The following is a 26320-nucleotide window of genomic DNA, read 5'->3' as shown; positions in this document are numbered from 1 at the left end:
GCCGACCAAGTTCCGCCCGGTGGATGAGGACGGGATGAGAAGCGGCTCAGAACGCGGCGAGAAGCCCGTTGACTTCTCATAAAGCCTGGTCAGGCAGCTCTTGGAGCGGAACCGGCGGTTCCGCTCCGGCTAGTCCAGCGGGGCCCGGTCGGGCGCGGCCCCGTCGCAGCCGCAGGAACGGCGGATGACCAGGCGGGACGGGAACTTGCGGACCCGCTCGGTGTCCGAACCGGGCACCATCAGCGAGTCGTCCAGCACCAGGTCCACGGCGGCCCGGGCCATCGCGTCGCGGTCGGAGGCGACGGTGGTCAGCGGCGGGTCGGCGAGCGCGGCCTCGGGCACGTCGTCGAAGCCGGCCACCGCGAGGTCCTCGGGGACGCGCAGGCCGACCTCGCGGGCGGCCCGCAGCACGCCGATCGCCTGGTCGTCGGTGGAGCAGAAGACGGCCCGCGGCCGGTCGGGCGAGCGCAGCAGCCGCAGCGCGACGTCGTACGCGCCGTAGCGGTGGAAGGGAGCGTCGATCAGGTGCGGCTCGGTGGGGATGCCGTGGGCGTCCATGGCACGCTGCCAGCCCTCGACGTGGTCGATGACCGGGTCGCCGGGGGCGGGGGACTCCACCGGGCCGCCGAAGCAGGCCACGTACGGGTGCCCGTGCACCTCCAGCAGGTGGCGCACGACGGCCTCGGCGCCGCCCACGTCGTCGGTGACCACCGCGACGTCGTCGATCGCCTCGGGGCGGCGGTGCAGCAGCACCACCTTCGCGCCCTCCATCGCGGCGAACTCCTCGGCGGCGCGCTGGGAGGGGCCCTGGCTGACCAGGATCAGCCCGGAGACCCGCATGCCGAGGAAGGCGCGGACGTAGTGGACCTCGCGGTCGTCGACGTAGTCGGAGTTGCCGATCAGGACGAGCTTGCCGCGCTCGGAGGCGGCCCGTTCGACGGCGTGGGCCATCTCGGCGAAGAAGGGCTGGCGGGCGTCCGGGACGACCATGCCGATCAGGTTGGTCCGGCGGGAGGCCATCGCCTGGGCGACGCTGTTCGGCCGGTAGCCGAGCTGTTCGATCGCCGCGAGGACCTTCTCCCGGGTCGCGGGCGCGACCGGGCGCGGCCCGTTGTTGATCACGTAGCTGACGACCGCGGTCGAGGTCCCAGCCAGTCGGGCTACATCGTCGCGCGTCACCTTGGCCACGGGGGGAGTCTACGCGTGTGGTCCCCGGGGCGGCAGTGGGAGCTGGGGCCGTTCCGGGGCGGGACCGGGAGCAATCCGGACGAGCCGGACGGGCCGACGGCCCGCCCGGCCCGCCCGGTTCCTCGGGACGGTCCCCGTCAGGCCTCCAGCGGGGCCGAGGGGCGCTGGGCGAGGTCCGGACGCTCGCTCTTGTCGGCCTTCTCCGGGACGACGAAGCGGTAGCCGACGTTGCGCACGGTGCCGATCAGCTGTTCGTTCTCCACGCCGAGCTTGGCGCGCAGCCGCCGGACGTGCACGTCCACCGTGCGGGTGCCGCCGAAGTAGTCGTAGCCCCACACCTCCTGGAGCAGCTGGGCCCGGGTGAAGACCCGGCCGGGGTGCTGGGCGAGGTACTTGAGCAGCTCGAACTCCTTGAAGGTGAGGTCGAGCGCCCGGCCCTTGAGCTTGGCGGAGTAGGTGGCCTCGTCGACCGAGAGGTCGCCGTTGCGGATCTCCATCGGGCTGTCGTCGGCGGCGACCTGGAGGCGGCCCAGTGCGAGCCGCAGCCGGGCCTCGACCTCGGCCGGGCCGGCGGTGTCCAGCAGGACGTCGTCGATGCCCCACTCGGCGGTCACGGCGGCCAGGCCGCCCTCGGTGACCACCAGGATCAGCGGGGAGCCGATGCCGGTGGAGCGCAGCAGCTGGCACAGGCTGCGGATCTGCGGCAGGTCGCGCCGGCCGTCGACCAGGATGACGTCCGCGCTGGGGGTGTCGACCAGGGCGGATCCCTCGGCGGGGGCCACCCGGACGTTGTGCAGCAGCAGGCCGAGGGCCGGTAGCACTTCGGCGGACGGCTGCAGTGCGTTGGTGAGGAGGAGGAGTGAACTCATACCCGGGGGTCCCCTTTCCGGGTCGTCGCGGTCGCGCCCAGGCTGCCGCCGCAGCCGGTGGGTGCAGGTGCTGAGGGGAGGGGGAAGGACGCCCCGGGGGTCTCGTGGGAGCACTCGGCGCACCGGGGGTCCCGCAACCCGCGGCGCACCGTTTCTGCCCTGTTCATCCCGCGAACCCTCCGGTCTGGTCCGGTCCCGGGTGGCGGCCCGGTGCCGGGTGGCGACACCCCGGCAGGCCCGGCACGTCCTTGTGCCGCGAGAGCGGGGCGGTTCCCGCGACGCGCCGGGGGTGGGCCGACGAATCGCACGAACGTCCGTACTGGCGTCCTGAAAGCACAAAAGGACCCGGGGGCGACTCTGCCCGGATCCCTCTTGGAGGTCGAGGATAGCCGACCGCTCCGCGTGCCGGGAGTGCGCGAATCCGACGGTTCGCCCAATCCGGGCGTGCGCCGGGTGAGCCTGGCCACAGCTTCGAGCGCCGCTGCGGGCCGGTCGGGCCAGGGCGATTGCCGCTCGCACCGGCGGACACGCCATCATGGGACGCACATCGGCGGCGCTGCCCGGGTCCATCGTTCGGGTGGTCGGGGCACGCTCCGGTGGCGAGCCGGACCGGGTCACCGGGGCCGGGCGAGGACGAACGGAATGGGGTGGCCCGATGGGCGCGACCACCGAGCCCGCGAGCGGCGCCCGGGCGCGCGGGACGATCCGCTACTGGGCGGCGGCGAAGTCCGAGGCCGGGCTGGCCGAGGAGCCGTACGAGGCGGCGACCCTGGCGGAGGCGCTGGCCGCGGCCCGGCAGCGGCACGCCGACCGGCCGAAGCTCGTCCAGCTGCTCGGGCACTGCTCGTACCTGGTCGACGGCGCGCAGGTCGGCGGCCGGGACCACGCGACGGTGGCCCTGACCGAGGGCGGGACGGTCGAGATCCTCCCGCCGTTCGCGGGAGGCTGAGCGGCGTGACGGACATGAACGACCCGAACCACGGCGGCGGCCACGGCAACTGGCCGCAGCAGCCGCAGCAGCCCTATCCGCATCCGCAGCAGTACCAGCAGCAGCACGCGCCGCGGCACCCGCAGCAGCCGCAGCACCCGTACGGCTATCCGGTGGACGACGCCGACGCCACCACCGTGCTGCCGCCGGTGCCCGCGCTGGACGACGCGGCCGCCACCACCCTGCTGCCGCCGGTGCCCCCGATGGACGACGCGGCGACCACGCTGCTCCCGCCCGTCCCGCCGATGGACGACGCGGCGGCCACCACGCTGCTGCCGCCGGTGACGGTCTCCGGCGCGATGCCGGTCGCCCCGCCGCCGCAGTACGGCCGGCCGCCGGTGCAGCAGCCCCCGGCCGCGCAGCCGTACCCGCCGCAGGGCCCGGCGCAGCCGTACCCGCCGCAGCCTCCGGCGGCGCAGCCGTACCCGCAGTCGTACCCGCCGCAGGCCCCGCCGCCGCCCTCCCGGGCGCGGCACGCGGCCCCGGCCGGGGCGCCCGCCCCGGCGCCGCGGACCGCCCCGCAGCAGGGTTTCCCGCAGCACGGTGCCCCGCAGGGCGCGCCGGTCGGGCATCCCGCGGCCGCGGTGCCGCCCGGCGGCATGCCGCCCGCGCCGCCCGTCGGGGCGCCCGGCGCCGGGCCGGGCTTCGACCCGCCGACCATGACGCTCAAGCGCCCGGACCTGCCCGCTGCCCCGGCGTACGGCGCCGTCCCGGCGCAGCCGGTGCCGGGCCTCCCGTTCCCGGGGGCCATGTCCCCGGCGGCGGCCGCGGCCCCGGGCGGTCGGGCCGGTTCGCCGATCATCGACCCGGGCCTCCAGCCCGCCTTGATCACCGCCGCCGTGGCCGCGCTGCTGGCCGGCGGTGCCGCGCTGGGGCAGGTGGCGCTGGCCCTGGTGGTGGCGGCGCTGCAGCTGCTCACGGCGGCCGGCTGGTTCCGGCTGAACGGCATGTGGCCGGCCCGGCAGGGCATCCTGCTGGCCGCGCTGTCCGGGCTCACCGCCGACGTAGCGGTGCTGCTGGCGGACGCCGACAGTGGTGCGGCGGCCGTGGTGGGCGCCCTGGGCGGGTTCTTCCTGCTGGTGCTGGTGCTCCAGACGTTCCGTCCGTCGGACCCGAAGGAGCGGTTCTACGCGCTGACCGTGCTGGGTTCGGCCACCGTGGTGACGGCGCTGTGCACCACGCTGCTGCTGGCCGACTGGGTGCCGGCGGGGGTGGGCGCGGTCGCGCTGGCCACCGTGCTGGCGGCGGCTCCGCTGCCCGGGCCGAAGCAGCTGGGCCCGGTGCTGGGTGTGGTCGCCGCGGTGCTGCTGGGCCTGCTGGTGGGTGCGCCGCCGGCGCTGGGCGCGCTCGCCGGCCTGGGGGCGCTGGTCGGCCGCCGGGTCGCGGCGTACGACTTCCCGTCCCGCTTCGTGCACATGACGGCGGGCGTGGCGCTGCCGCTGGCGGTGGCCGCGCCGCTGATCTGGATGGCCACCGGGCTGCTGGCCGGCTGAGTCGGGTACGTCACGACCGCGTCCCGCCCCGGAACCACCGTCCGGGGCGGGACGTCGTACGGTCGTGCGGGAGGGTCGCGCCCGGCGCGGCTCCGGGACGGACGACGGCGACCGGCGACGACGGGGGACACGATGCGCGGATGGCTGAAGGCGACGATCGGCCTGGTGGTGCTCTCCGGGCTGCTGGTGGGCGCGGACCGGATCGCGGTCGGCGTGGCCGAGGACGAGGCCGCCGACCAGCTGGTGAAGAACGGCCGGATGAGCCAGCGGCCGGACGTCACGATCGAGGGCTTCCCGTTCCTCACCCAGGTGGTCTCGAAGAAGCTGGACGACGTCCGGATCTCCTCGGACGGGCTGACCGTCCGGAACAACGGGCAGCAGGTGGCGCTGCACTCCTTCAAGGCGAAGCTGTCCGGGGTCGAGGTGAGCGACAGCCTGAACAGCGCCACCGTGGACAGCGGCGCCGGCAGCGGCGTGATCAGCTACCAGGACCTCGCCCAGCTGCTGCCCCCGGCCTCCCAGCTGATGGGCGGCGCCTCGCTGCCGGTCGGCGGCAACGCCCGGTTGAGCTTGTCGTACGGCGGCCCGGGCAAGGTCAAGGCCTCGCTGGGTCCGGTCTCGGTGGGTGAGGCCACCGTGCACAACACGGGCAACACCATCACCGTGGACGGTCTCAAGCTGAGCTCGCTGGCCGAGATGGTCGCCGGGCTGGGCAACCGGAAGATCGAGCCGGCGAGCTTCACCCTGGACTCGATGCCGGCCGGCCTCCAGCTGGCCGCGAAGGACGGCGTGGCGCCGCTGCCGGAGGGCCTCCAGCTGTCCTTCGAGGGCAAGGACGTCAAGCTGCTGGGCTGATCCGCCGCCCGTCCGCTGCCCGCCCGCCGGCCGCCGCCGGCCGTTCCGAAGGGGCACCCCCCGTTCCGCTCCGCGAGACGCGCTGTCCAGCGCGGACCGTGGGGCGGTGTCGTTTCCGCCCGTTGTGGGCCGTCGGCGGGGGCCCGCCCGGCGCCCGGCGGGCCGCGCCCAGGGCGAATCCCAGTATCCGGTCGTTCTGGTCTCGGCATTCGATACGCTGATGACAGCGGGCCTCCGGTGTCCTTAGCATCGTCGGCATGAAGCGACAGACGGATCTCACGAAGCGGCGGGCGGTCGACCTGTGCCGCGTGGCCGCCTGTCTGTGTCGAATGCGCTGAGTCGGCATCCTGGCAGGGCAGTTCGTGCCCGCCGCCGACCTTCCGGTGACCTCGTCCGGCCCTCGGGGCCGATGGTCCCCGCCGTGCTCCGCAGTCCTCCGCCCGGTCGTCCCGGTTCTCCTCCTCCGTCCCATCATTCGGACAGGATTTCGGGCCGCCTCCGTTCGGGCACCCCGGCAGTACCCCGGCAGCACCCCCGCTGAGCAGCTGAGCAGCACCTTCCGCAAACCGCCCTCGGATGGAGAACACCACCATGAGCCGCAGCGACGTCCTGGTCGACGCCGACTGGGTCCAGGCCCGCCTGGACGACCCGAAGGTCGTCATCGTCGAGGTCGACGAGGACACCTCCGCGTACGACAAGAACCACATCCGCAACGCCGTCCGGATCGACTGGAAGCAGGACCTCCAGGACCCGGTCCGCCGCGACTTCATCGACCAGGCCGGCTTCGAGGCGCTGCTCAGCGCCAAGGGCATCGCCAACGACGACACCGTCGTCCTGTACGGCGGCAACAACAACTGGTTCGCCTCGTACGCCTACTGGTACTTCAAGCTGTACGGCCACGGCGACGTCCGCCTGCTGGACGGCGGCCGCAAGAAGTGGGAGCTGGACTCCCGCGACCTGGTCGCCGAGGTCCCGGCCCGCCCGGCCACCGCGTACCAGGCGCAGGCCGTGGACTCCTCGATCCGCGCCTTCCGCGACGACGTGATCGCCGCCATCGGCACCCTCAACCTGGTCGACGTCCGCTCGCCCGACGAGTTCTCCGGCAAGCTGCTCGCCCCGGCCCACCTCCCGCAGGAGCAGTCGCAGCGCCCCGGCCACGTGCCGAGCGCCCGCAACATCCCGTGGGCGAAGAACGCCAACGACGACGGCACCTTCAAGAGCGACGACGAGCTCAAGGCCCTCTACGAGGCCGAGGGCATCGACCTGGCGAAGGACACCATCGCCTACTGCCGGATCGGCGAGCGCTCCGCGCTCACCTGGTTCGTGCTGCACGAGCTGCTCGGCCAGGAGAACGTGAAGAACTACGACGGCTCGTGGACCGAGTACGGCAGCCTGGTCGGCGTGCCGATCGAGCTCGGCAGCAACTGAGCCCCCCGGCTCGACCCGTAAGTCAGAAGGAGACAGACATGTGCGGTGCGAAGGCCGGCGGGCCGGACCTGGCAGGAGTTGACGTGGCGAACGAGACGATCATCCAGGGTTCGGTGACCCGCGACGGTGAGCCGGTCAACGGCTACGTCCGGCTGCTGGACGAGAACAACGAGTTCACGGCCGAGGTGCCCACCTCGGCGACCGGCCAGTTCCGGTTCTTCGCCCGCCCGGGCAAGTGGACCCTGCGGGCGCTGGTCCCGGGCCAGACCGTGGACCGTCAGGTGGTGGCCTCCCAGGGCACCGCCGTCGAGGTCGCGATCGCGGTCTGACCGGCACGGACGATCACGCCGAGGGCCCCTGCCGCGCGGGGGCCCTCGGTCGTACCGTGGAAGGCGTGCAGACGAGGCGCCGGCGGCGCTACTACTACGCCATGATGGGCGTGTGCCTGGGCCTGTTCGTCCTGGCCTGGGGCGTGGTGCGGTTCTTCTCGGTGGGAGCCGCGGTGGGACTGTGCGTGGTCGCGATGGTCATCCCGCCGGCCGCCGCGGTGTTCGCCAACAAGCGGGACCCGGACGACGACTGGTGGAACGACCCGCGCTGGGAGGACCCGAAGTGGGACGAGCCCGGCCACGACCGGGACCGCCCCGACCGGGACCGCCCCGACCACGAGGAACGCCCGTAGGGCGTCAGTAGACGAGCGCCTGGACGTTGTCCGCCATGATCTCGCTGACGAAGACCTGCGCCCCCGCGATCCGGACGCCCTCGACGGTGTCCTTCTGGGTGATCCCGCGCCGGGCCGCGCACTGGGTGCACAGCGTCACCGAGCCGGAGGCCAGGATCGACTCCAGCAGGTCCGGCAGCGGTGCGGCGTGCGGCAGCTCGAACTCCGCGGCCCTCCCCGGCACCGCGAACCAGGAGGACTCCCCGGTCAGCCACAGCGAGACGTCGATCCCGCTGGCGACGGCCACGGCCGCCACCGTGAAGGCCTGTGAGCACCGCTCGGGCGCGTCCGCACCGGCGGTCACCTTGATGACGAGCTTCTTCGACATGGCGCCACCTTAGAGGTCCCGCCGCCCCCGTCCGCCGTCATCGTGGAATCCCGTGGGCAAACCTTGAACGGCGCCCCGGGGGAGGCGGCGCGGCGGCTACGCTGCGGCGCGGAAGCCGACGTGGTGGGGCTCACCGCGACCGACCGTAGCCCTCCGGATAGAGTGGGCGCGAGCAAAATCCACCACACTGTCGCCGCCTGGGAGCCCCCCGTGTCCGGTCTGGAAATCTTCTTCGACGGTCTGCTGGCCCTGATGGCCGTGCTGATCACCTGGTTCGCCATCTTCTCGGTGATGAAGCTGTACCAGGGCCAGCGCTGACCCTGCCGTACGGTTGAGGCAGACCGCACCGACCACGACAGCGACCAGGAACATGATCGAGATCCCCTCTGACCTCCACAGGGACGTCGTCCCGCTCGCCTTCCTCCTCGGTACCTGGGAGGGCGCGGGCGTCTATGCCCCTCTGCCCAATGAGGCGGGCCCCGGCACGGAGAAGTGCAACTTCGGCCAGGAGATCGTGATCCGCCACGACGGCCGCCCCTTCCTGGAGTTCCGCTCCCGCACCTGGGTGCTGGACGAGGAGGGCGAGAAGGTCCGTCCGCTGGAGAACGAGCACGCCTTCTGGCGCATCACCAGCAACCACGACGGCACCAGCGGCGTGCGCGGGATCGAGATCTCCTCGGTCCGCGACGACGGCACGGTCGAGATCTGGTACGGCGAGCTGGCCGACGGCAAGCCGCAGGTCGACGTCTCGACCGACGCGGTGGCCCGGATCGAGGGCTCCCCGGAGTACTCCGGCGGCAAGCGGCTGTACGGCTTCGTCAACGGCGAGCTGCTCTGGGTCGGCGAGAAGGCCGCCCCGAACGTGCCGCTGCGCCCGTACATGTCCGCGCAGCTCAAGAAGGTGCTCAGCCCGGCCCAGCTGATCAAGGACATCAACGACCTGCCGGACGACGGCATCGCCTTCTTCAAGTAGGCCCGTCCCGGGACGTTCTGCGCACGAGGTAGGGACCGGCCGCCGGCCGGTCCCTACACTTGTCCCAGGACCCCCGACCTTGGCAGGGACAGAAACCGTGGCGGACACCGGCACCACCGACTGGCAGCTCTCGGGCGACTGGAAGACCGACCTGCGCGAGCGCGGCTACCGCCTCACGCCGCAGCGGCAGCTGGTGCTGGAGGCCGTGGACGCCCTCGACCACGCCACCCCCGACGACATCCTCTGCCACGTCCGCAAGACCGCCAGCGGCATCAACATCTCCACCGTCTACCGGACCCTGGAGCTGCTGGAGGAGCTGGGCCTGGTCTCGCACGCCCACCTCGGCCACGGCGCCCCGACCTACCACCTGGCCGGCCGCCACCACCACCTCCACCTGGTCTGCCGGGACTGCGAGAAGGTCACCGAGACCGACACCGAGATCGCCCAGCCGCTGGTCGACCGGCTGCGCGAGCAGCACGGCTTCGACACCGACCTCAAGCATTTCGCCATCTTCGGCCGCTGCGCCGACTGCGCCGCCGGGCGGGCCGACGAGCGGTCGTAAGCTGGCCGGTATGACCGGTGTGAAGAGCCCGCTGCTTGCCCTGCCCGGAGCCGTCCCCGCCGAGGGGGCCGACGAAGGCGTCGCCGCCCACTACGGCGACATCTTCCGCGAGCAACGGAACCTGTCCAGGGGCACCGGCTTCGTCGACCTCTCGCACCGCGGTGTGCTCACCGTCACCGGCGCGGACCGCCTCGCCTGGCTGCACCTGCTGCTGACCCAGCACGTCAGCGGGCTGGAGCCGCAGCACGCCACCGAGGCGCTGGTGCTCTCCCCGAACGGGCACGTCGAGCACGCCCTCTACCTGGTCGACGACGGCACCACCACCTGGGCGCACGTCGAGCCCGGCACCCAGGAGGCGCTGATCGGCTACCTGGAGAGCATGAAGTTCTTCTACCGGGTGGAGGTCGTCGACGCGACCGCCGACTACGCCGTGGTCCACCTGCCGGCCGGCTCCACCGGCTCCGTCGAGGGCGCCGCCGCCGTCCGCGAACTCCCGTACGGCCGCGACCTGTTCGTGCCGCGCGCCGAGCTGGCGGAGCGCACCGCCGGGTACGGCCCGGCGGCCGGCGTCTGGGCCTACGAGGCGCTGCGGATCGAGGGCCACCGGCCCCGGCTCGGCTTCGAGACCGACCACCGGACCATCCCGCACGAGGTGGACTGGCTGCGCACCGCCGTCCACCTGCAGAAGGGCTGCTACCGCGGCCAGGAGACCGTCGCCCGGGTGCACAACCTGGGCCGCCCGCCGCGCCGGCTGGTCTTCCTGCACCTGGACGGCACCGAGGAGACGCTGCCCCCGCACGGCACCGAGGTGCGGCTGGCCTCCGACCCGGACGGCCGGGCGCTGGGCCTCGTGACCTCCTCGGCCCGGCACCACGAGCTGGGGCCGATCGCGCTGGCGGTCGTCAAGCGGAACGTGCCGGTGGACGCGGTGCTGCTGGCCGGCACGGTGCCGGGCACCCAGGACGTGATCGTCCCGCAGTAGGCCGGGCAGGGTCCGGGGCGGGGCGGGGCCGGGGCCTCACGGCACCGGCCCGGGGCCCGGCCCTCGGGCGCTCCGGGGCCTCAGACCTCGACGAGGACGGTGAACGGGCCGTCGTTCACCAGCGCCACCTGCATGTCGGCGCCGAACCGGCCCGTCTCCACCTTGGCGCCCAGCGCGCGCAGTTGGGCCACCACCTCGTCCACCAGCGGCTCGGCGACCGGCCCGGGGGCGGCGGCGGTCCAGGTGGGCCGGCGGCCCTTGCGGGCGTCGCCGTAGAGGGTGAACTGGCTGATCACCAGCAGCGGGCCGCCGATGTCCGAGCAACTCTGCTCCACGCCCTCGCCGTCGACCGGCAGGATCCGCAGCGTCCAGAGTTTGCGGGCCAGTTGGGCCGCCTTGGCCGGGGTGTCCTCGTGGGTCACGCCGACCAGGACGCAGAGCCCGGGCCCCTCGATCGCGCCGACGGTCTCTCCGGCCACGGTCACCCGGGCCTCGGTCACTCGCTGCACCACTGCTCGCATGCCGCCATTGTGCCGGAGCACCGGGGCGCCCCGTGGGGTCCCGGGGGAATCCGGGGGCGTGCACCTGGGGCGCGCACAAGGGTGGCGCACGCCGTGCAGCGCGCGCCTGCGCAGGTTCGGGCGCTGCTCCTGCTGCGGAAAGGCCCGGTCATATCAGCCACCCCCGTTCGCCAGGGGGCCGTTCGGGTGCACGGGCGGTGCGCGCGCGCCGGGTGGGGTGGCACGCTGGGGGACCGCACGAAGGCCCGGCGCGCCTGGAGGTCCGCCGCACCGGGCCGGGTTCGGCCGGGCGGTCGAGCCGGTAGGTCAGGCGTTCTGTCGGGGTCGCCCCGGCGGGTGGTCCCGGCCGGGGAGTGGAACCCTTCGGGGCCCCCGGGCGTGCCAACGGACGGGACGCACGAGCCCGTCGGGGGACGGGCCGGGCCGGCGGCAGGGACGGGGTGCCGCGAGCGGGCGGGATCGGACGACGGCAGGTGGGCTGGATGATGGACGCGAGCAGCGCGGCGTGGAGCCGTTCCGGACCGGTGGCGCAGGCCGCCGGGGACCGGTCCTGGACGGCCGTCCGGGACGGCGAGCCGGACCTGGAGGCGCTGGGCCTGGACCAGCTGCGGATCCTGCGCCGGGAGACCCTGGCGCAGGAGGCCGACCTGTCCTACCTGCGGCGGCTGCTGCACGGGCGGATGGACATCCTGCGCGCCGAGCTCGACCGGCGCCCCGGCGGCGGCCCCGCCCACCCGTCCCCGGCGGCCGGCGAGGAGCCCGGCGGCGACCTGCTGGACCGGCTGCCGGCCATCCTGACCGACGCGCCCTCCACGGTGCGGCGCTCGGCCCGGCACGTCACCCTCGGCCCGCCGCGCACCCAGGAGTCCCAGCTGGAGGCGGACGCGCTGATGGGCGACGTCCAGCTCGCCGACCTGGCGGCCCACCCGGCGGAGGAGCTGCTGGCCGCCCTGGAGCGGCTGCGCGCCCACGAGCGCGAGGTGTCCGGCCGCCGCCAGCGGCTGCTGCGGACGGCGGACGGTTGCAACGCCGAGATCACCCGCAGGTACCGTGATGGGGAAGCACGGGTCGACGACCTGCTCTCGGAGAGGCCGCTCTAGACCGGGTGAGTCGTCGCGGGGTGGGTGGGGTCCGGCTTCCTCCCGGCCCACCCTCGCCCCCGGAAGGCTCCGCGATGTCCCAGTCCGCCACCCCGCCCGTGCTCGCCGAGGTCATACGCTCGGGCTTCACCGAGGGCCGGCACCACGGCTCCCTGGTCCTGCTGGCCGCCGACGGTTCGGTGGAGTTCGCGCTCGGCGACCCCGACGCGCCGGTCTTCCCCCGCTCGACGGCCAAGCCGTTCCAGGCGATGGCGACCCTGCGGGCCGGGCTGGCGATCGAGGGCGAGCTGCTGGCCCTGGCGGCCTCCAGCCACTCCGCGGAATCGTTTCACCTCGACGGCGTACGGGCCATCCTGAGCTCCGCCGGCCTCGACGAGTCGGCCCTGCGCACCCCGGCCGACCTGCCCCTGGACGAGACCGAGGCGGAGCTGCTGCTCGCCGCCGGCGGACGGCGCGCCCCGATCCTGATGGACTGCTCCGGCAAGCACGCCGGCTGGCTGGCCGCCTGCGTCGCCAACGGCTGGGACACCGAGACGTACCTCGACCCGGCGCACCCGATCCAGGAGCTGGCCCGCGAGGCCCTCGCCGAGGGCACCGGCGAGACCCCGGCGCACACCGGGGTGGACGGCTGCGGCGCCCCGCTGCTCGCCGTCACGCTGACCGGCCTGGCCCGCGGCTACCGCCGCCTGGTGCTGGCCGGGGAGGGCACCGCGCAGCGGCGGGTGGCCGACGCGATGCGCGCCCACCCCGAGTACGTGGCCGGCACCCGCCGGGCCGACACCCTGCTGATGCGGTCCGTTCCGGGCGCGCTCTCCAAGATGGGCGCCGAGGCCGTCCAGGTGGTCGCGCTGGCGGACGGCCGGGCCCTCGCCTTCAAGATCGACGACGGCTCCGAGCGGGCCCGCGGCCCGGTGCTGGCGGCGGCGCTGCGCCGGCTCGGGGTGACCGGCGCGGACGACGCGGTCGAGCGGATCGGCGCGGCCCCGCTGTTCGGCGGCGGCGCCCCGGTCGGCGAGGTCCGCGCGGCCTTCTAGGTCACCCGTCGGCGGCTCCGGCTTCCGGTCGGCCTTCGGTCGGCCGTCGTCGGGGTGCGGGCGGGGCGGGGGCGGTGCACGGTGGACGGGGGCCGTCGCACAGCTGAGGGAGTCCGCCATGACCGACCACGTGTACCGGGTGACCGAGATCGTCGGGTCCTCGACCGAGAGCGTCGCCTCGGCCATCCGCAACGGGGTGGAGCGGGCCTCCCGGACGCTGCGCAACCTCGACTGGTTCGAAGTCACGGAGATCCGCGGCCACATCGAGGAGGGCCAGGTGAAGCACTACCAGGTCGGGTTGAAGGTCGGCTTCCGGCTGGAGGACTGAGCCTCCCCGAACGTCTCCTCGAACGCCTCCCGGAACGGCAGGGGCCGGGGCCCGCGGATCGGTCCGCGGGCCCCGGCCCCCTGGCTGTCCCGACCTAGATCGGAACGACGGATCAGTGGCCGCCCTGCTCCGCGAGACGCTTGACCGAAGCGGTGACCTCGGCCTCGGCCTCGACACGGCCGACCCAGTTGGCGCCCTCGACCGACTTGCCCGGCTCCAGGTCCTTGTAGACCTCGAAGAAGTGCTGGATCTCCAGGCGGTCGAACTCCGACACGTGGTGGATGTCGCGCAGGTGCTCCCAGCGCGGGTCCGTCGCCGGGACGCAGAGCAGCTTGTCGTCGCCGCCCGCCTCGTCCGTCATCTTGAACATGCCGATGGCGCGGCACTTGATCAGGCAACCGGGGAAGGTCGGCTCGTCCAGGATGACCAGGGCGTCCAGCGGGTCACCGTCGTCCGCCAGGGTGCCCTCGACGTAGCCGTAGTCGGCCGGGTAGCGGGTCGACGTGAAGAGCATCCGGTCGAGCCGCAGACGGCCGGTCTCGTGGTCGACCTCGTACTTGTTACGAGAGCCCTTCGGGATTTCGATAAGGACGTCGAATTCCAACGGTTCCTCCAAGGTAGGGACTGACAGAATCCAAGTGTCTCCTACGGGAGTGAGTGCTGGGGAAAGGGGCCGGTCGGTGGGAGCTGGGGCGGGGGCGGCGCGGCGCCGCGGGGGGACGGCCGCGGGGCTGTGCGGAGCGGCCCTTCTGGTCGCCGGGGCGGTGCTGGGCGGGGGCGGTGCGTACGCGCAGCCGTCCCCCTCGCCGGGCGGTGGCGATGGTGCCGGCGGTGTCAGCGGTACGCCGGTCGCGCGCCCGGTGCCCGCCGCGGGCGCCGTCCTGGCCGTCGCCGGGGACGGCCCGGAGGCCGCCGTCCCCACCGCGCAGGGCCTCCAGCAGGCGCTGGCCCCCGCACTCGCCGACAGGAGCCTGGGCACCGTGACCCTCGCCGTCGCGGACGCCGCCGGCGGGCAACTCCTGTACGGCTCCGACGAGAACACCCCGGTCACCCCGGCCTCCACCACCAAGCTGGCCACCTCGGTCGCGGCCCTGTCGCTGATCCCCGCCGACACCCGGCTCACCACCCGGGTGGTCCGCGGCACGGACCCGGGCAGCATCACCCTGGTCGGCGGCGGGGACCCGACGCTCACCGCGCTGCCCGCCGACCAGGTGCAGGTCGGCGGCCGGCCCGTCGACGCCGACACCGCGCCCGCCTCGCTGGAGGAGCTCGCCCGACAGACCGCCACCGCCCTCAAGGCGGCCGGGACCACGACGGTCCGGCTGGGCTACGACCTGTCGCTGTACCCCGACAGCACCCAGCAGCGGAAGCCCGACAACGAGAACCTCGCCCTGGTCGTCCCGCTGATGGTGGACGAGGCCAAGGTCGACCCGAAGAGCAAGGACGAGGCCCCGCTCCGGGTCGCCGACCCGGCGGGCGCGGCCGCCACGGCCTTCGCCACGATGCTCGCCGCCCAGGGCGTCACCGTCGAGGGCAGGGCCAGGCCGGCCACCTCCCCGGCCGCCGCCGACGCCCCCGTCCTCGGCAAGGTCGACTCGCCGACCGTCGCCCGGCTGGTCGAGCGCCTGCTCACCACCTCGGACAACCAGCTCGCCGAGGCGATCGCCCGTCAGGTCGCCCTCGCCGGGCACCAGCCGGCCGGCTACGAGGGCGCGGCGACCGCCGTCGTCAAGGAACTCGGCAGGCTCGGCGTGCCGATGACCGGCGTGGTCCTCAACGACGGCAGCGGCCTGAACACGGACAACCGGATCCCGCCCGCCGTCCTGGTCCGGATCCTCGCGTTGGCCTCCTCCGACCAGCACCCCGCGCTGCGCCCGGTCCTCACCGGCCTCCCGGTGGCCGGTTTCACCGGCACCCTGGCCAAGCGCTACGGCTCGGGCTCCGGCGCCGCCGACGCGGCCGGGCTGATCCGCGCCAAGACCGGCAGCCTCAGCGGGGTCAACACCCTCGCGGGCACCGTGGTGGACGCCGACGGCCGCCTGCTGGCCTTCGCCGTGATGACCCGCACCACCGCGCCGGCGGACACCGCCCGCGCCGCCATGGACCGGATCGCCGCCCGCCTCGCCTCCTGCGGCTGCCACTGACCGACCCCGGTTCCGTTCCCCCCCGTCCGCCGCCCGGCGGAGGCCGGCCGGAGGGGCGGCCGGAGGGGCGGCCGGGGCGGCGCCCGCCGGGCCGTCGGGGGCCCGTGGAGGGCGGGTTCGAGCGGGCCCGGAGGCGGGCAGGGTGTTCGTGGCGGGTGGCTGCCGTTGACGGTGGGGAGCACGTACGGTGAGGGCATGACGAGCGCGAGCGGCGGGGCTGACATGGTCGACTGGAATCTCGCGGTCGCTACTGCGACCAGGTTGGTGCGGCCGGGGCCGGAGGTGAGCCGGGCCGAGGCGGCGGCGGTCGTCGCCGAGCTGCGCCGGCACGCGCTGGAGGCCGAGGAGCACGTGCGGGTGTTCACCGGGATGCGGTCGAGCAGTCTGGCCGCGGCCGCCGCGACGCCGGTGCTGGTGGTGGACCGCCCGGGCTGGGTCCGGGCGAACGTGGCGGGCTTCCGCACGGTGGTCCAGCCGCTGGTGGAGAAGCTCCAGGCGCGGCGGGCCACCGGCGCGGCGGCGGGCGTCTTCGGGGCGGTGGGGGAGAAGGCCACCGGGATCGAGGTCGGCGCGCTGCTGGCGTTCCTGTCCACCAAGGTGCTGGGCCAGTACGAGACCTTCGCCCCGGCCGAGCCCTCGCTGGAGGCGCCGGACAGCCCGGCGGCGCTGTTCGACAAGCCGCGGCTGGGCCCGGAGGGCCCGGGGCCGGGCCGGCTGCTGCTGGTGGCGCCGAACATCGTGCACGTCGAGCGCGAGCTGGACGTCGACCCGTCCGACTTCCGGCTCTGGGTCTGCCTGCACGAGGAGACCCACCGCACCCAGTTCACCGCGGTGCCGTGGCTGCGCGACCACATCCAGTCCGAGGTGCAGTCCTTCCTGGCCGAGACGGACGTGGACCCGGGCGCGCTGCTGGAGCGGCTGCGCGACGCGGCGGGCTCGCTCGGCGCCGGCCTGCCGGGCACCGGCGCCCGGGAGGGCCGGGACAGCGCCTCCGGCGGGAACCTGCTGGAGATCGTCCAGTCGCCCGCGCAGCGCGAGATCCTCGGCCGGCTGACGGCGGTGATGTCGCTGCTGGAGGGTCACGCGGACGTGGTGATGGACGGCGTCGGCCCGGCCGTGGTGCCGACGGTGGCGGAGATCCGGGAGAAGTTCCAGCAGCGCCGTGACCGCGGGGCGAACCGGCTGGACCTGATGCTGCGCCGGCTGCTGGGCATGGACGCCAAGCTGCGGCAGTACCAGGACGGCGCGGTGTTCGTCCGGGCGGTGGTGGAGCAGGTCGGCATGGAGGGCTTCAACCGGGTGTGGACGTCCCCGAACACCCTGCCGACCAAGGACGAGATCCACGACCCGGCCGCCTGGGTCGCCCGGGTCGGCCGCTGAGGCCCTCGGGGAGGCCCTCGGGAGGCCCCGATCGGGCATTCCCGGAGTACCGGGGGACCGCCGTCGGTCGGCGGCGGTCAAACCCGCTCGTACGAGTGGTCCAATCGGGCAGATGATGGGTGAAGATACGTTTCTCCATTCACCCGTACGTGGGACGGTGGTCGTACCGGTGGCGCGGGTGGCGTAGCGGCCCGCCACTTTCTGCCACCATCTGTGAGCGCCCGGTAACGCGGCGCTATCCAGGTGCGCGGTTCCGGCCGCCCGCCGCAGCCCTGTCCCCTCCGTCGAGGAGTCGTCCGCCGTGGGCCCTCACCCCGCCGTCGCCGCGATACGCCTGGCCGTTCGCCGTACGCTCACCGACCTCGCCGCCGAGGCCGGTACCACCTTCACCGCGCCCGTGCGCGAACCCCGCGGGCGCCCCGCCGGGGCGCCGCTGGTCGGTGCCGCCGTCGGCACCACCCTGATCGGCAACGCCGCCCGCCACCCCTCCGGGCTGCCGCGCACCCCGGCCGCCCCCGGCTCGCCGCTGGTCCTGGTCGCCGTCAGCGGCGGCGCGGACTCGATGGCGCTGGCCATCGCTACCGCCTTCGAGGCCCCCAAGATCGGTCTGCGGGTCGGCGCCGTCACCGTCGACCACGGCCTCCAGGACGGCTCCGCCGACCGCGCCGCCCAGGTCGCCGAGCGCCTGCGCTCGCTGGGCCTGGACCCGGTCGAGGCCGTCCCGGTGCGGGTCGGCCGGGCCGGCGGCCCCGAGGCCGCCGCCCGGGACGCCCGCTACGCCGCCCTGGACGAGGCCGCCGAGCGCCACGGCGCGATCGCGGTGCTGCTCGGCCACACCCGGGACGACCAGGCCGAGACCGTGCTGCTGGGCCTGGCCCGCGGCTCCGGCTCCCGCTCGCTGGCCGGGATGCCGGCCCAGAAGGGCCGCTACCGCCGCCCGCTGCTGGAGCTGGACCGGGCGGCCACCCTGCAGGCCTGCTCCGCCCAGGCGATCCCGGTCTGGGACGACCCGCACAACTGTGATCCCGCCTACACCCGCTCCCGGGTCCGCCACGAGGTGCTGCCGGTGCTGGAGAAGCACCTCGGCGGCGGCGTGGTCGAGGCGCTGGCCCGCACCGCCCGGCTGTTCCGGGACGACGCCGACGCCCTCGACCAGTGGGCCTCGCTGGCCGAGCGCGACCTCCGTACGGGCGAAGGCACCCTGGACGCCGTGAAACTGGCCGAACTGCCACCCGCCGTCCGGCGCCGGGTGCTGCGGCGGGCGGCGCTGCGGGCGGGCTGTCCGGCCGGGGACCTCTTCGCCCGGCACCTGGAGACGGTGGACCTGCTGGTCACCGGATGGCGCGGCCAGGGGCCGCTGCACCTACCCGGGGGCGTCGAGGCCACCCGTAGGTGTGGCACGCTGGTCTTTCGGCGGCAGGGCGACTGAGGGCGAGGCACGTCCCGGGGGAGCCGGCCGCCGGCCACACAGACCCCGAACGTTTGAGGACGTATCCCCGGTGGACCAGAACGACATGGGCGCTGACCTCGCGAAGGTGCTCATCAGCAAGGACGAGATCGACGCCAAGCTCCAGGAGCTGGCCGAGCGAATCGACCGGGACTACGCAGGCAAGGACCTGCTGATCGTCGGCGTCCTCAAGGGGGCCGTCATGGTGATGGCCGATCTGGCCCGGACCCTGCACTCGCAGGTCACGATGGACTGGATGGCCGTCTCCTCGTACGGCATGGGGACCAAGTCCTCCGGTGTGGTGCGCATCCTGAAGGACCTGGACACCGACATCGCCGGTCGGGACGTCCTGATCGTCGAGGACATCATCGACTCCGGTCTGACGCTGTCCTGGCTGCTGGGCAACCTGGGCTCGCGCGGCCCGGCCTCGCTGGAGGTCTGCACCCTGCTGCGCAAGCCGGACGCGGCCAAGGTCGAGATCGACGTGAAGTACGTCGGCTTCGACATTCCCAACGAGTTCGTGGTCGGCTACGGCCTGGACTACGCGGAGAAGCTGCGTAACCTCCCCTTCATCGGGACCCTCGCCCCGCACGTCTACGGCGGTTGAGGGCTCCGTTCGGGCTATGGGCGGGAACAGAGGGTTGTTCCCGCCCGTTGGACCGGGGGACAAAGAAGCTGAGCCGTGTCGCCGTGCTCCCGCCATGGGTGGGTGCGACTGCGGTACGGTCCAATAAACCGCTCTTCACATGAGCATCGATTCGGATTGCGCCGCGGCCCAAAGCCTCCCGGCGCCGCTGAGTGGCAGGAGGGACGGGGCGGCAACGCTCCGCATGGATGGACGTCAAGCGATACTTCCGTGCGCCGATCATGTGGATCGTGCTGGCTGTCCTCGCCGTCATCGTACTGATGCAGGTCGTTTCGGACTCGAACGGCTACAAGACGGTGGACACCGGGCAGGTCGTCGCAGCGATCGATGCGCACAACGTCAAGTCGGCGCAGATCACCACCGGTGACTCGAACACGATCAAGATCCAGTTGAAGGACGGCGCCACGCTGTCCAACGCCGGTACGGGCAAGGTCCCGTCCGGCAACAAGTTCCAGGCCTCGTACATCGGTGACCAGGGTGTGGCGATCGCCGACAAGCTGCAGGCCCAGATCAACGACAAGGACCCGAACACCCTCGCCGAGGGCTACACGGTCAGTCCCGAGAAGCAGAGCACCTTCGTCAGCCTGCTGCTGTCGATGCTGCCGATCGTGATCATCGTCCTGGTCTTCCTGTTCCTGATGAACCAGATGCAGGGCGGCGGCTCGCGCGTCATGCAGTTCGGCAAGTCCAAGGCCAAGCTGCTCACCAAGGACACCCCGAAGACCACCTTCTCGGACGTCGCGGGTGCCGACGAGGCGGTCGAGGAGCTCCACGAGATCAAGGAGTTCCTCCAGGAGCCGGCCAAGTTCCAGGCCGTCGGCGCCAAGATCCCCAAGGGTGTGCTGCTCTACGGCCCGCCCGGGACCGGCAAGACCCTGCTGGCGCGTGCCGTCGCGGGCGAGGCCGGGGTGCCGTTCTACTCGATCTCCGGCTCCGACTTCGTCGAGATGTTCGTGGGTGTCGGCGCCAGCCGCGTCCGCGACCTCTTCGAGCAGGCCAAGGCGAACGCCCCGGCGATCATCTTCGTCGACGAGATCGACGCCGTCGGCCGGCACCGCGGTGCGGGTCTCGGCGGCGGCCACGACGAGCGCGAGCAGACCCTCAACCAGCTGCTGGTCGAGATGGACGGCTTCGACGTCAAGGGCGGCGTGATCCTGATCGCGGCGACCAACCGCCCCGACATCCTGGACCCGGCGCTGCTGCGCCCGGGCCGCTTCGACCGGCAGATCGCGGTCGAGCGTCCCGACCTCCAGGGCCGTCTGGACATCCTCAAGGTGCACCAGAAGGGCAAGCCGATCGCGCCCGACGTCGACATGTCGGCCGTCGCCAAGCGCACCCCCGGCTTCACCGGCGCCGACCTCTCGAACGTGCTCAACGAGGCCGCGCTGCTGACCGCCCGCTCGGACAAGAAGCTGATCGACAACGGCATCCTGGACGAGGCGATCGACCGCGTCGTGGCCGGTCCGCAGAAGCGCACGCGGATCATGTCCGACAAGGAGAAGAAGATCACCGCGTACCACGAGGGCGGTCACGCCCTGGTCGCGGCGGCCTGCCAGTACAGCGACCCGGTGCACAAGATCACGATCCTGTCCCGCGGTCGGGCCCTCGGCTACACCATGGTGCTGCCGGAGGAGGACAAGTACTCCACCACCCGCAACGAGATGCTCGACCAGCTGGCCTACATGCTGGGCGGGCGCGCGGCGGAGGAGCTGGTCTTCCACGACCCGACCACCGGTGCCTCGAACGACATCGAGAAGGCCACCGCCACGGCGCGGGCCATGGTCACCCAGTACGGCATGACCGAGCGCCTGGGCGCGATCAAGTTCGGCAACGACGCTTCGGAGCCCTTCCTCGGCCGTGAGATGGGCCACCAGCGCGACTACTCGGAAGAGGTCGCCGGGCTGGTCGACGAAGAGGTCAAGAAGCTCATCGAGAGCGCGCACAACGAGGCCTGGGAGATCCTGGTCGAGAACCGCGACGTGCTCGACAACCTGGTTCTGGAGCTCCTGGAGAAGGAGACCCTGAACAAGGAGCAGATCGCCGAGATCTTCGCCCCGATCGTCAAGCGCCCGGCCCGGCCGGCCTGGACGGGCTCCGCCCGTCGCACGCCGTCCACCCGGCCGCCGGTGCAGTCGCCGAAGGAGCTGGCGCTCACCAACGGCGCCGCCGCCTCCGACACCGCTCCGGTCGACATCGTGAAGCTCCCGCCGCTGCCGGCGGCCGAGCCGCCGACCGAGGGCTGAGCCGCACTCCGGTAGGAATGGATGCCGCGTCACCAGGGTTTGTACCCTGGAGGCGCGGCATCCGTGCTGTTCAGCCAGAGTCTTCCCACGAGTAAGCGAGGCCCGCATGATCGACCCGGTGACGCTCGACGGTCCGCCCGCCGTCGGTGCCTTCGACCAGAAGCGGGCCGAGAACGCCATCCGTGAGCTGTTGCTCGCGGTCGGGGAGGATCCCGACCGCGAGGGCCTGCTGGAGACGCCGGCCCGGGTCGCGCGGGCCTACAAGGAGATATTCGCGGGCCTGTGGCAGGAGCCCGAGGACGTCCTGACCACCACCTTCGACCTCGGCCACGACGAGATGGTGCTGGTCAAGGACATCGAGCTGACCTCGGTCTGCGAGCACCACCTGGTGCCGTTCCGCGGCGTCGCGCACGTCGGGTACATCCCGTCCCCCAGCGGCAAGATCACCGGGCTGTCCAAGCTGGCCCGGCTGGTCGACGTCTACGCCCGCCGGCCGCAGGTGCAGGAGCGGCTGACCAGCCAGGTGGCCGACGCGCTGATGCGCATCCTGGAGCCGCGCGGGGCGATCGTCGTGGTCGAGTGCGAGCACATGTGCATGTCGATGCGCGGCATCCGCAAGCCCGGCGCCAAGACCATCACCTCCTGCGTGCGCGGCCAGCTGCGCGACCCGGCCACCCGGGCCGAGGCGATGAGCCTCATCATCGGCAGGTAGGGGCATCGGTCGCCCAGGAGGCGACCGGCTCCGGCTCAGGGCACCTCGGGCTCCGCGTGCGGCGGGGCCGGGGTGCCCAGTGCGTTGCGGCGCTCCGGCATCCGCAGCGTGACCATCCGGCGCCAGCCGAAGGCCCGGTCGTACAGGTAGAGGGCGTGCACCCCGAGGGTGACCACGGCCAGCTGCCAGCGGGGCCAGCGCAGGATCCGCGCCATCCGGGCGGTGACGGCGAGGCCGACGTCCCGGTGGGTGCGGATCTCGCCGCGGGCGCAGGTCTCCAGGGTGTGCCGGACGTACGGTCCGTGGCCGTCGGCGACCAGCCGCAGCAGCTCCTCGTGGCAGTAGGCGAGGTGGTTGTCCTCGTCGGCGGAGATCATCCGCATCGCCCGGCCGAGGTCGGGGTTGTCCCCGTACACCTTGACCAGCTGGCGCATCTGCTCGGCGGCGCGCTGCTCGGTGACCCGGCTGTGCGCGAGGTAGGTGATGATCTCGCGGTCGGTCAGCGGGGTGTCGCCGAGCAGCCGCTCGTGGGACAGGCCGACGCCCTGGCGCTCCAGCAGCATGCAGTAGTCGGCCTCGTCCGGGACGGGCACCTTGGGCAGTCCGCGCTTGTTCAGCAGCTGGGTGAAGATCCGGCCGTGCTTGCGCTCGTCCGCGCCGTGCCGGGCGACCTTCGGGGCGAGCAGCGGGTCCGGGGTGAGGGCGGTGATCCGCTCGTTCTCCCAGCCGCCCTGGTCCTCGCCGCCGGCCGCGATGCTGCAGAACAGCTGGTAGGCCTGGTCGTTCCGGTAGATCTCGTTGAAGAGCGATCTGGTGCTCAGCACGGCGCCTCCTGCGCGGATCCGGGGCGGCGCCCGCCGGTGGTCGGGCGGGCGGCCGCGATACGTCCCCCCGAACCGCCGGCCGGCCGGGCCGACCGGCGGGTAATCACCCGCACGCCTCAGCCGAGGTGGGAGCCCAGCCACTCCAGCGAGGCCGGCAGCTCCCGCGTCCAGCTGTCGAAGTTGTGGCCGCCGTCGTCCAGGTACAGCGACTCCACCTTGAACTGCGGATTGGCCGCCGCGACCTGGGTGGCCTGGTCGACGAACTGGACGGTCTGCGGGTAGTCCGACTCCTTGCGGGTGGAGACCACCAGCAGGTTGAGCGGCGGGGCCGGGAGGTTCTGCAGTCGCCAGCCGAGGTCGTGCTGCTGGGTCAGGGCCTTGTCGCCGTTGAAGAGGTCGCCGCCGGTGTACTGGTCCTGGCGCACCGCGAAGTCGCCGTGCAGGCCCGCGGCGCTGCCGTAGACGTTCGGGAAGCGCATCGACAGCCGCATCGCGCAGCTGCCGCCGGTGGAGTAGCCGAACAGGCCCCAGGAGGCGGCCGAGCGGCCGAGCCGGTACGCGCTCTGCAGGGCCTCGGGCACGTCCTTGACGAACCAGGTCTCGCTGCGCGGCCCGCCGGGGACGTCCACGCACTCGGTGTCCCGGGCCGGGACCACCGACGGGCGGGCCAGCACCAGGACGGTCGGCGGCATCTTGCCGGAGCGCTGCAGCTCCACCGCGGTCTGCACCAGCGGCAGCTCCTTGAGCAGGTTCAGGGTGGTGCCCGGGAAGCCGGCCAGGGCCACCACGGCGGGGAAGCGGACCAGGGCGAACTTCGGGTCGAAGTACTCGGGCGGCAGGTAGACGAACATCTGGTCGGAGAAACCGGTCTCCTTGCCGTTGACCCGGACCGACTCGATCTTCCCGACCTCCTCCGGCGGGCCCTTGGGGAGGTTGGGGGCGCTCTCCATGCCGCCCTCGTTGGTCGGCCGGACCAGCTGGTCGGAGACCGGGGTGCCGCCCTTGTGGTTCTCGTTGCCGGCCAGCGCGAGCTTGGCGCCGCCGGGGCTGAGCAGGTCGTCCCAGGAGGTGTAGAAGCCGAAGGAGTTGTTCACCGACAGCGCCAGCACCGCGAGGATCGAAACCTGAACGACGGTCAGCAGCCCGATCCTGCCGAGCACCGGGAGCGGGCGCTGCCGGGCCAGCCGGGGCCAGATCCACAGAGTGGTGAGCAGGGCCGCGGCCCCGAGTGCGAGCAGCGCGTTCACCAGCACGTTGCTGGTCAGTTCCATGCCGTCGGCCTTCCGGTGGGACACTGTCGATGCAGGCTTCATCGTCTGGCGGGCCGTCAGGCCGGGCCACCGCAGCTAGGCTGTCCGGACGTCCCGGCTGGGTCGGGAGGGTGGGGGGAGGTCCGGGGCAACCGGCGCCCTAGAATGCGGCGTCCACCGTACGTACGACGTACCGGAGGGCCGTGCCCCGCCACGCGGCGGCGGACCCACGGCTCCCACCCCCGGCTCAACCCGCAGCGCGCCCACGGCACCGGATTACCGTCCGTTTCCGGATCCTTGGTATGCGCATTGCCCGATGAAGGAATACGCATGAAGGTCCATCACACGTGCTCCCCCGGAGTGAACGGACACCGCCCCGCAGCCTCTACGCTGAGCTTCCATGAGCGTTCCCGTGTCCGTTGAGCCGAGCCCCGAGCAGCCGCCGCGCCGTCGGCGCGGCCTGCAGACGCTGCGCAACCAGGCGGCCGCCGTCCCGAGGGCCTGGCTCCCCGGTGCCGTCGGCTACGCCTGTCTGCTGATCGGGCTGGTGGACATCGCCAGCGCGGTGTTCCCCAAGCTCCGGCACACCAAGATGCACACCTTCGCCGGGCAGCTGCCGGGCGGCACCACCAGCCTGGCCGCGGTCGGCACGCTGATGGTCGGCATCCTGCTGGTGCCGCTGGCGCACGCGCTGCGCCGGCGCAAGCGGCGGGCCTGGCGGGCGGTCTGCGTGCTGCTGCCGCTCAGCGCCTCGCTGCACATCGTGCGCTGGCACCAGATCGGCCCGGCGGTCGTCTCGCTGGTGGTCCTCGCCGTGATGCTGGTGCACCAGCGCGAGTTCTACGCCAAGGCCGACCCGCGCACCCGCTGGGGCGCGGTGGTCAACCTGGTCGTCATGGGCGTCCTCAGCGTGCTGCTCGGCCTGCTGATCGTGAGCACCCGCACCAAGTACGAGCTCGGGCACCCCGCCCTGCTGGAGCGGCTGCAGCACGTCGGGTACGGGCTGTTCGGCTTCGAGGGCCCGGTCCGCTACAACAACGCGCGGATGTCCGACCTGGTCGCCTACCTGCTCGGCGGCCTCGGCCTGCTGACCGCCTTCACCACCGCCTACCTGGCGCTGCGCCCGGGCAAGCCCAAGCCGGAGCTCACCGCCGAGGACGAGGAGAAGGTCCGCGAGCTGCTCAAGCGGCACGGCGAGCGCGACTCGCTCGGCTACTTCGCGCTGCGCCGCGACAAGAGCGTGCTGTTCTCGCCCACCGGCAAGGCCGCGATCTCCTACCGGGTGGTCTCCGGCGTGATGCTCGCCTCCGGGGACCCGGTCGGCGACGTGGAGGCCTGGCCGGGCGCGATCAAGGTGTTCATGGCCGAGGCCCGCGAGCACGCCTGGGTGCCGGCCGTGATGGGCTGCAGCGAGGTCGGCGGCGAGGTCTGGACCCGCGAGGCGGGCCTGGACGCGCTGGAGCTGGGCGACGAGGCGATCGTCGACACCGCGACCTTCTCGCTCGCCGGCCGGGCCATGCGCAACGTCCGCCAGATGGTCAAGCGGATCGAGCGCAACGGCTACTCCTGCAAGGTGCGCCGGGTCTCCGACCTCACCGTCGAGGAGAAGTACCGGATCGCCGACGCCGCCGCCCGCTGGCGCGGCACCGACACAGAGCGCGGCTTCTCGATGGCCCTGGGGCGCTTCGGCGACCCGCTGGACGACGACTGCGTGGTGGTCACCGCCCACAAGGCCCCCGAGGAGGGCGAGAGCGGCGACGACCTCAAGGCCGTGCTGCACTTCGTGCCCTGGGGGCCGGACGGCATCTCGCTGGAGCTGATGCGCCGCGACCGCGCCGCCGACCCGGGCCTGAACGAGCTGCTGATCGTCGCCGCCCTCCAGGAGGTGGGCGCCCTGGGCATCCGCCGGGTGTCGCTCAACTTCGCGATGTTCCGCTCCGCGCTCGCCCGCGGCGAGCGGATCGGCGCGGGCCCGGTGCTGCGCGCCTGGCGCGGACTGCTGGTGTTCCTGTCGCGCTGGTTCCAGATCGAGTCGCTGTACAAGTTCAACGCCAAGTTCCAGCCCGAGTGGGAGCCGCGCTTCCTGGTCTTCCCGAGCACCCGGGACCTGCCGCGGATCGGCTTCGCCGCGATGCAGGCGGAGGCCTTCATCACCCTCGGGATGCCGCGCTTCGGCCGCAAGCGCCAGCGCGAGGGCCTGATGCCCGTCCCGTCGACCCGCGAGGTCGGCGAGGCGGCCTGAGGCCGGCCCGCACCCTTCGGGGCCCCCGCCGGGAACCACCGGCGGGGGCCCCGTTCGATAAT

Annotated in this window: 27 protein-coding genes; 20 read left to right on the top strand and 7 right to left on the bottom strand. The window is 73.1% G+C overall.

All coding sequences use genetic code 11. The features are described from left to right. Nucleotides 1-129 precede the first annotated feature (129 nt). Both ACFC1T_RS16160 and ACFC1T_RS16155 read right to left on the bottom strand, forming a co-directional pair. Complete coding sequence (locus tag ACFC1T_RS16160; protein WP_360241551.1) at nt 130-1188, bottom strand: LacI family DNA-binding transcriptional regulator; 1059 nt, start codon at nt 1186-1188, stop codon at nt 130-132. A gap of 137 nt (nt 1189-1325) precedes the next feature. Beyond that, nucleotides 1326-2057: a winged-helix domain-containing protein gene (locus ACFC1T_RS16155; protein WP_375888784.1), complete on the bottom strand. Its 732-nt coding sequence runs from the start codon at nt 2055-2057 to the stop codon at nt 1326-1328. A gap of 655 nt (nt 2058-2712) precedes the next feature. On the opposite strand from ACFC1T_RS16155, the gene ACFC1T_RS16150 reads away from it, so the two are divergent. From ACFC1T_RS16150 to ACFC1T_RS16120, 7 genes are all read left to right on the top strand, one after another. Next, nucleotides 2713-3006 (top strand): MoaD/ThiS family protein, encoded by a 294-nt coding sequence (locus ACFC1T_RS16150; protein WP_375888782.1) that lies wholly within the window; start codon nt 2713-2715, stop codon nt 3004-3006. Between the two features lie 5 nt (nt 3007-3011). After that, nucleotides 3012-4538, top strand: a complete 1527-nt coding sequence (locus ACFC1T_RS16145) for a hypothetical protein (RefSeq protein WP_375888780.1) — start codon at nt 3012-3014, stop codon at nt 4536-4538. A 132-nt stretch (nt 4539-4670) separates the two neighbouring features. Beyond that, the gene (locus ACFC1T_RS16140; RefSeq protein WP_375888778.1) at nt 4671-5393 is read left to right on the top strand and encodes a DUF2993 domain-containing protein; all 723 of its coding nucleotides are present in this window, start codon (nt 4671-4673) and stop codon (nt 5391-5393) included. Nucleotides 5394-5650: 257 nt separating this feature from the next. After that, on the top strand, nt 5651-5731 hold the full coding sequence (locus ACFC1T_RS16135; RefSeq protein WP_350517234.1) for an Ms5788A family Cys-rich leader peptide: 81 nt from the start codon (nt 5651-5653) through the stop codon (nt 5729-5731). A gap of 253 nt (nt 5732-5984) precedes the next feature. After that, complete coding sequence (locus ACFC1T_RS16130) at nt 5985-6821, top strand: sulfurtransferase (RefSeq protein ID WP_375888776.1); 837 nt, start codon at nt 5985-5987, stop codon at nt 6819-6821. Nucleotides 6822-6859: 38 nt separating this feature from the next. Next, nucleotides 6860-7150 (top strand): DUF1416 domain-containing protein, encoded by a 291-nt coding sequence (locus ACFC1T_RS16125; protein ID WP_030288989.1) that lies wholly within the window; start codon nt 6860-6862, stop codon nt 7148-7150. Between the two features lie 65 nt (nt 7151-7215). Beyond that, nucleotides 7216-7503 (top strand): DUF3099 domain-containing protein, encoded by a 288-nt coding sequence (locus tag ACFC1T_RS16120; RefSeq protein WP_375888773.1) that lies wholly within the window; start codon nt 7216-7218, stop codon nt 7501-7503. A gap of 4 nt (nt 7504-7507) precedes the next feature. On the opposite strand, the gene ACFC1T_RS16115 is transcribed toward ACFC1T_RS16120, so the two are convergent. Continuing rightward, nucleotides 7508-7870: a DsrE family protein gene (locus tag ACFC1T_RS16115; protein WP_375888771.1), complete on the bottom strand. Its 363-nt coding sequence runs from the start codon at nt 7868-7870 to the stop codon at nt 7508-7510. A 370-nt stretch (nt 7871-8240) separates the two neighbouring features. Here ACFC1T_RS16115 and ACFC1T_RS16110 point away from each other — a divergent pair, with 370 nt between their 5' ends. The 3 genes from ACFC1T_RS16110 to ACFC1T_RS16100 all read left to right on the top strand — a co-directional run bounded on the left by ACFC1T_RS16110 (nt 8241) and on the right by ACFC1T_RS16100 (nt 10387). After that, nucleotides 8241-8843 carry an FABP family protein gene (locus ACFC1T_RS16110; RefSeq protein ID WP_375888866.1) on the top strand — a complete coding sequence of 201 codons (603 nt, stop codon included), beginning with the start codon at nt 8241-8243 and terminating at the stop codon, nt 8841-8843. A 79-nt stretch (nt 8844-8922) separates the two neighbouring features. Beyond that, nucleotides 8923-9405: a Fur family transcriptional regulator gene (locus ACFC1T_RS16105; protein WP_375888768.1), complete on the top strand. Its 483-nt coding sequence runs from the start codon at nt 8923-8925 to the stop codon at nt 9403-9405. Between the two features lie 19 nt (nt 9406-9424). Then, nucleotides 9425-10387, top strand: a complete 963-nt coding sequence (locus ACFC1T_RS16100) for a YgfZ/GcvT domain-containing protein (protein WP_375888864.1) — start codon at nt 9425-9427, stop codon at nt 10385-10387. 80 nt (nt 10388-10467) lie between these two features. Here ACFC1T_RS16100 and dtd read toward each other — a convergent pair whose 3' ends face one another. Then, nucleotides 10468-10908 (bottom strand): D-aminoacyl-tRNA deacylase, encoded by a 441-nt coding sequence (gene dtd / locus ACFC1T_RS16095; RefSeq protein ID WP_375888765.1) that lies wholly within the window; start codon nt 10906-10908, stop codon nt 10468-10470. Nucleotides 10909-11390: 482 nt separating this feature from the next. Between dtd and ACFC1T_RS16090 the strand changes: the two genes are divergently transcribed. The 3 genes from ACFC1T_RS16090 (at nt 11391) to ACFC1T_RS16080 (ending at nt 13370) form a co-directional block, all read left to right on the top strand. Next, nucleotides 11391-12008 (top strand): ABC transporter substrate-binding protein, encoded by a 618-nt coding sequence (locus ACFC1T_RS16090; protein WP_375888762.1) that lies wholly within the window; start codon nt 11391-11393, stop codon nt 12006-12008. Nucleotides 12009-12082: 74 nt separating this feature from the next. Further along, nucleotides 12083-13042 (top strand): asparaginase, encoded by a 960-nt coding sequence (locus ACFC1T_RS16085; RefSeq protein WP_375888760.1) that lies wholly within the window; start codon nt 12083-12085, stop codon nt 13040-13042. A gap of 118 nt (nt 13043-13160) precedes the next feature. Then, on the top strand, nt 13161-13370 hold the full coding sequence (locus ACFC1T_RS16080; protein ID WP_375888757.1) for a dodecin: 210 nt from the start codon (nt 13161-13163) through the stop codon (nt 13368-13370). A gap of 112 nt (nt 13371-13482) precedes the next feature. Here the strand turns inward: ACFC1T_RS16080 and ACFC1T_RS16075 are convergent, their stop codons facing one another. Beyond that, the gene (locus ACFC1T_RS16075) at nt 13483-13974 is read right to left on the bottom strand and encodes an inorganic diphosphatase (RefSeq protein ID WP_375888755.1); all 492 of its coding nucleotides are present in this window, start codon (nt 13972-13974) and stop codon (nt 13483-13485) included. A 256-nt stretch (nt 13975-14230) separates the two neighbouring features. Between ACFC1T_RS16075 and dacB the strand changes: the two genes are divergently transcribed. The 6 genes from dacB to folE all read left to right on the top strand — a co-directional run bounded on the left by dacB (nt 14231) and on the right by folE (nt 21942). Continuing rightward, nucleotides 14231-15514, top strand: coding sequence for a D-alanyl-D-alanine carboxypeptidase/D-alanyl-D-alanine-endopeptidase (gene dacB, locus ACFC1T_RS16070; RefSeq protein WP_375888753.1), 1284 nt, complete (start codon nt 14231-14233; stop codon nt 15512-15514). A 195-nt stretch (nt 15515-15709) separates the two neighbouring features. Further along, nucleotides 15710-16894: a zinc-dependent metalloprotease gene (locus ACFC1T_RS16065; protein WP_375888750.1), complete on the top strand. Its 1185-nt coding sequence runs from the start codon at nt 15710-15712 to the stop codon at nt 16892-16894. Between the two features lie 301 nt (nt 16895-17195). Continuing rightward, entirely contained in the window at nt 17196-18323 is a 1128-nt protein-coding gene (gene tilS / locus ACFC1T_RS16060) for a tRNA lysidine(34) synthetase TilS (RefSeq protein ID WP_375888749.1), read from the top strand. Nucleotides 18324-18393: 70 nt separating this feature from the next. Next, a complete protein-coding gene (gene hpt, locus ACFC1T_RS16055; RefSeq protein WP_363441651.1) occupies nt 18394-18948 on the top strand; it encodes a hypoxanthine phosphoribosyltransferase in 555 nt (184 codons plus the stop codon). Between the two features lie 227 nt (nt 18949-19175). Beyond that, the gene (gene ftsH / locus ACFC1T_RS16050) at nt 19176-21230 is read left to right on the top strand and encodes an ATP-dependent zinc metalloprotease FtsH (RefSeq protein WP_375888747.1); all 2055 of its coding nucleotides are present in this window, start codon (nt 19176-19178) and stop codon (nt 21228-21230) included. Nucleotides 21231-21336: 106 nt separating this feature from the next. Continuing rightward, nucleotides 21337-21942 carry a GTP cyclohydrolase I FolE gene (folE, locus tag ACFC1T_RS16045; protein WP_350509225.1) on the top strand — a complete coding sequence of 202 codons (606 nt, stop codon included), beginning with the start codon at nt 21337-21339 and terminating at the stop codon, nt 21940-21942. A gap of 35 nt (nt 21943-21977) precedes the next feature. Here the strand turns inward: folE and ACFC1T_RS16040 are convergent, their stop codons facing one another. Both ACFC1T_RS16040 and ACFC1T_RS16035 read right to left on the bottom strand, forming a co-directional pair. Further along, the gene (locus ACFC1T_RS16040; protein ID WP_375888744.1) at nt 21978-22766 is read right to left on the bottom strand and encodes a ferritin-like domain-containing protein; all 789 of its coding nucleotides are present in this window, start codon (nt 22764-22766) and stop codon (nt 21978-21980) included. Between the two features lie 116 nt (nt 22767-22882). After that, complete coding sequence (locus ACFC1T_RS16035; RefSeq protein ID WP_375888743.1) at nt 22883-24037, bottom strand: alpha/beta hydrolase; 1155 nt, start codon at nt 24035-24037, stop codon at nt 22883-22885. Between the two features lie 379 nt (nt 24038-24416). Here ACFC1T_RS16035 and ACFC1T_RS16030 point away from each other — a divergent pair, with 379 nt between their 5' ends. Next, entirely contained in the window at nt 24417-26258 is a 1842-nt protein-coding gene (locus ACFC1T_RS16030) for a phosphatidylglycerol lysyltransferase domain-containing protein (RefSeq protein ID WP_375888741.1), read from the top strand. Nucleotides 26259-26320 lie beyond the last annotated feature (62 nt).

This window comes from Kitasatospora sp. NPDC056076, from assembly GCF_042266305.1.
Lineage (GTDB): Bacteria > Actinomycetota > Actinomycetes > Streptomycetales > Streptomycetaceae > Kitasatospora.
Note: the sequence above shows the minus strand (reverse complement) of the source record. Positions and strands in the feature narration are given on the sequence as shown.

Bases quoted from the DNA above. Each gene is read 5' to 3' on its own strand.
- ACFC1T_RS16155 (WP_375888784.1), bottom strand. From the start codon at position 2,057: ATGAGTTCACTCCTCCTCCTCACCAACGCACTGCAGCCGTCCGCCGAA.
- ACFC1T_RS16150 (WP_375888782.1), top strand. From the start codon at position 2,713: ATGGGCGCGACCACCGAGCCCGCGAGCGGCGCCCGGGCGCGCGGGACG.
- ACFC1T_RS16140 (WP_375888778.1), top strand. From the start codon at position 4,671: ATGCGCGGATGGCTGAAGGCGACGATCGGCCTGGTGGTGCTCTCCGGG.
- ACFC1T_RS16135 (WP_350517234.1), top strand. From the start codon at position 5,651: ATGAAGCGACAGACGGATCTCACGAAGCGGCGGGCGGTCGACCTGTGC.
- ACFC1T_RS16130 (WP_375888776.1), top strand. From the start codon at position 5,985: ATGAGCCGCAGCGACGTCCTGGTCGACGCCGACTGGGTCCAGGCCCGC.
- ACFC1T_RS16125 (WP_030288989.1), top strand. From the start codon at position 6,860: ATGTGCGGTGCGAAGGCCGGCGGGCCGGACCTGGCAGGAGTTGACGTG.
- ACFC1T_RS16115 (WP_375888771.1), bottom strand. From the start codon at position 7,870: ATGTCGAAGAAGCTCGTCATCAAGGTGACCGCCGGTGCGGACGCGCCC.
- ACFC1T_RS16110 (WP_375888866.1), top strand. From the start codon at position 8,241: ATGATCGAGATCCCCTCTGACCTCCACAGGGACGTCGTCCCGCTCGCC.
- dtd (WP_375888765.1), bottom strand. From the start codon at position 10,908: ATGCGAGCAGTGGTGCAGCGAGTGACCGAGGCCCGGGTGACCGTGGCC.
- ACFC1T_RS16090 (WP_375888762.1), top strand. From the start codon at position 11,391: ATGATGGACGCGAGCAGCGCGGCGTGGAGCCGTTCCGGACCGGTGGCG.
- ACFC1T_RS16085 (WP_375888760.1), top strand. From the start codon at position 12,083: ATGTCCCAGTCCGCCACCCCGCCCGTGCTCGCCGAGGTCATACGCTCG.
- ACFC1T_RS16080 (WP_375888757.1), top strand. From the start codon at position 13,161: ATGACCGACCACGTGTACCGGGTGACCGAGATCGTCGGGTCCTCGACC.
- ACFC1T_RS16065 (WP_375888750.1), top strand. From the start codon at position 15,710: ATGACGAGCGCGAGCGGCGGGGCTGACATGGTCGACTGGAATCTCGCG.
- ftsH (WP_375888747.1), top strand. From the start codon at position 19,176: ATGGACGTCAAGCGATACTTCCGTGCGCCGATCATGTGGATCGTGCTG.
- folE (WP_350509225.1), top strand. From the start codon at position 21,337: ATGATCGACCCGGTGACGCTCGACGGTCCGCCCGCCGTCGGTGCCTTC.
- ACFC1T_RS16035 (WP_375888743.1), bottom strand. From the start codon at position 24,037: ATGGAACTGACCAGCAACGTGCTGGTGAACGCGCTGCTCGCACTCGGG.
- ACFC1T_RS16030 (WP_375888741.1), top strand. From the start codon at position 24,417: ATGAGCGTTCCCGTGTCCGTTGAGCCGAGCCCCGAGCAGCCGCCGCGC.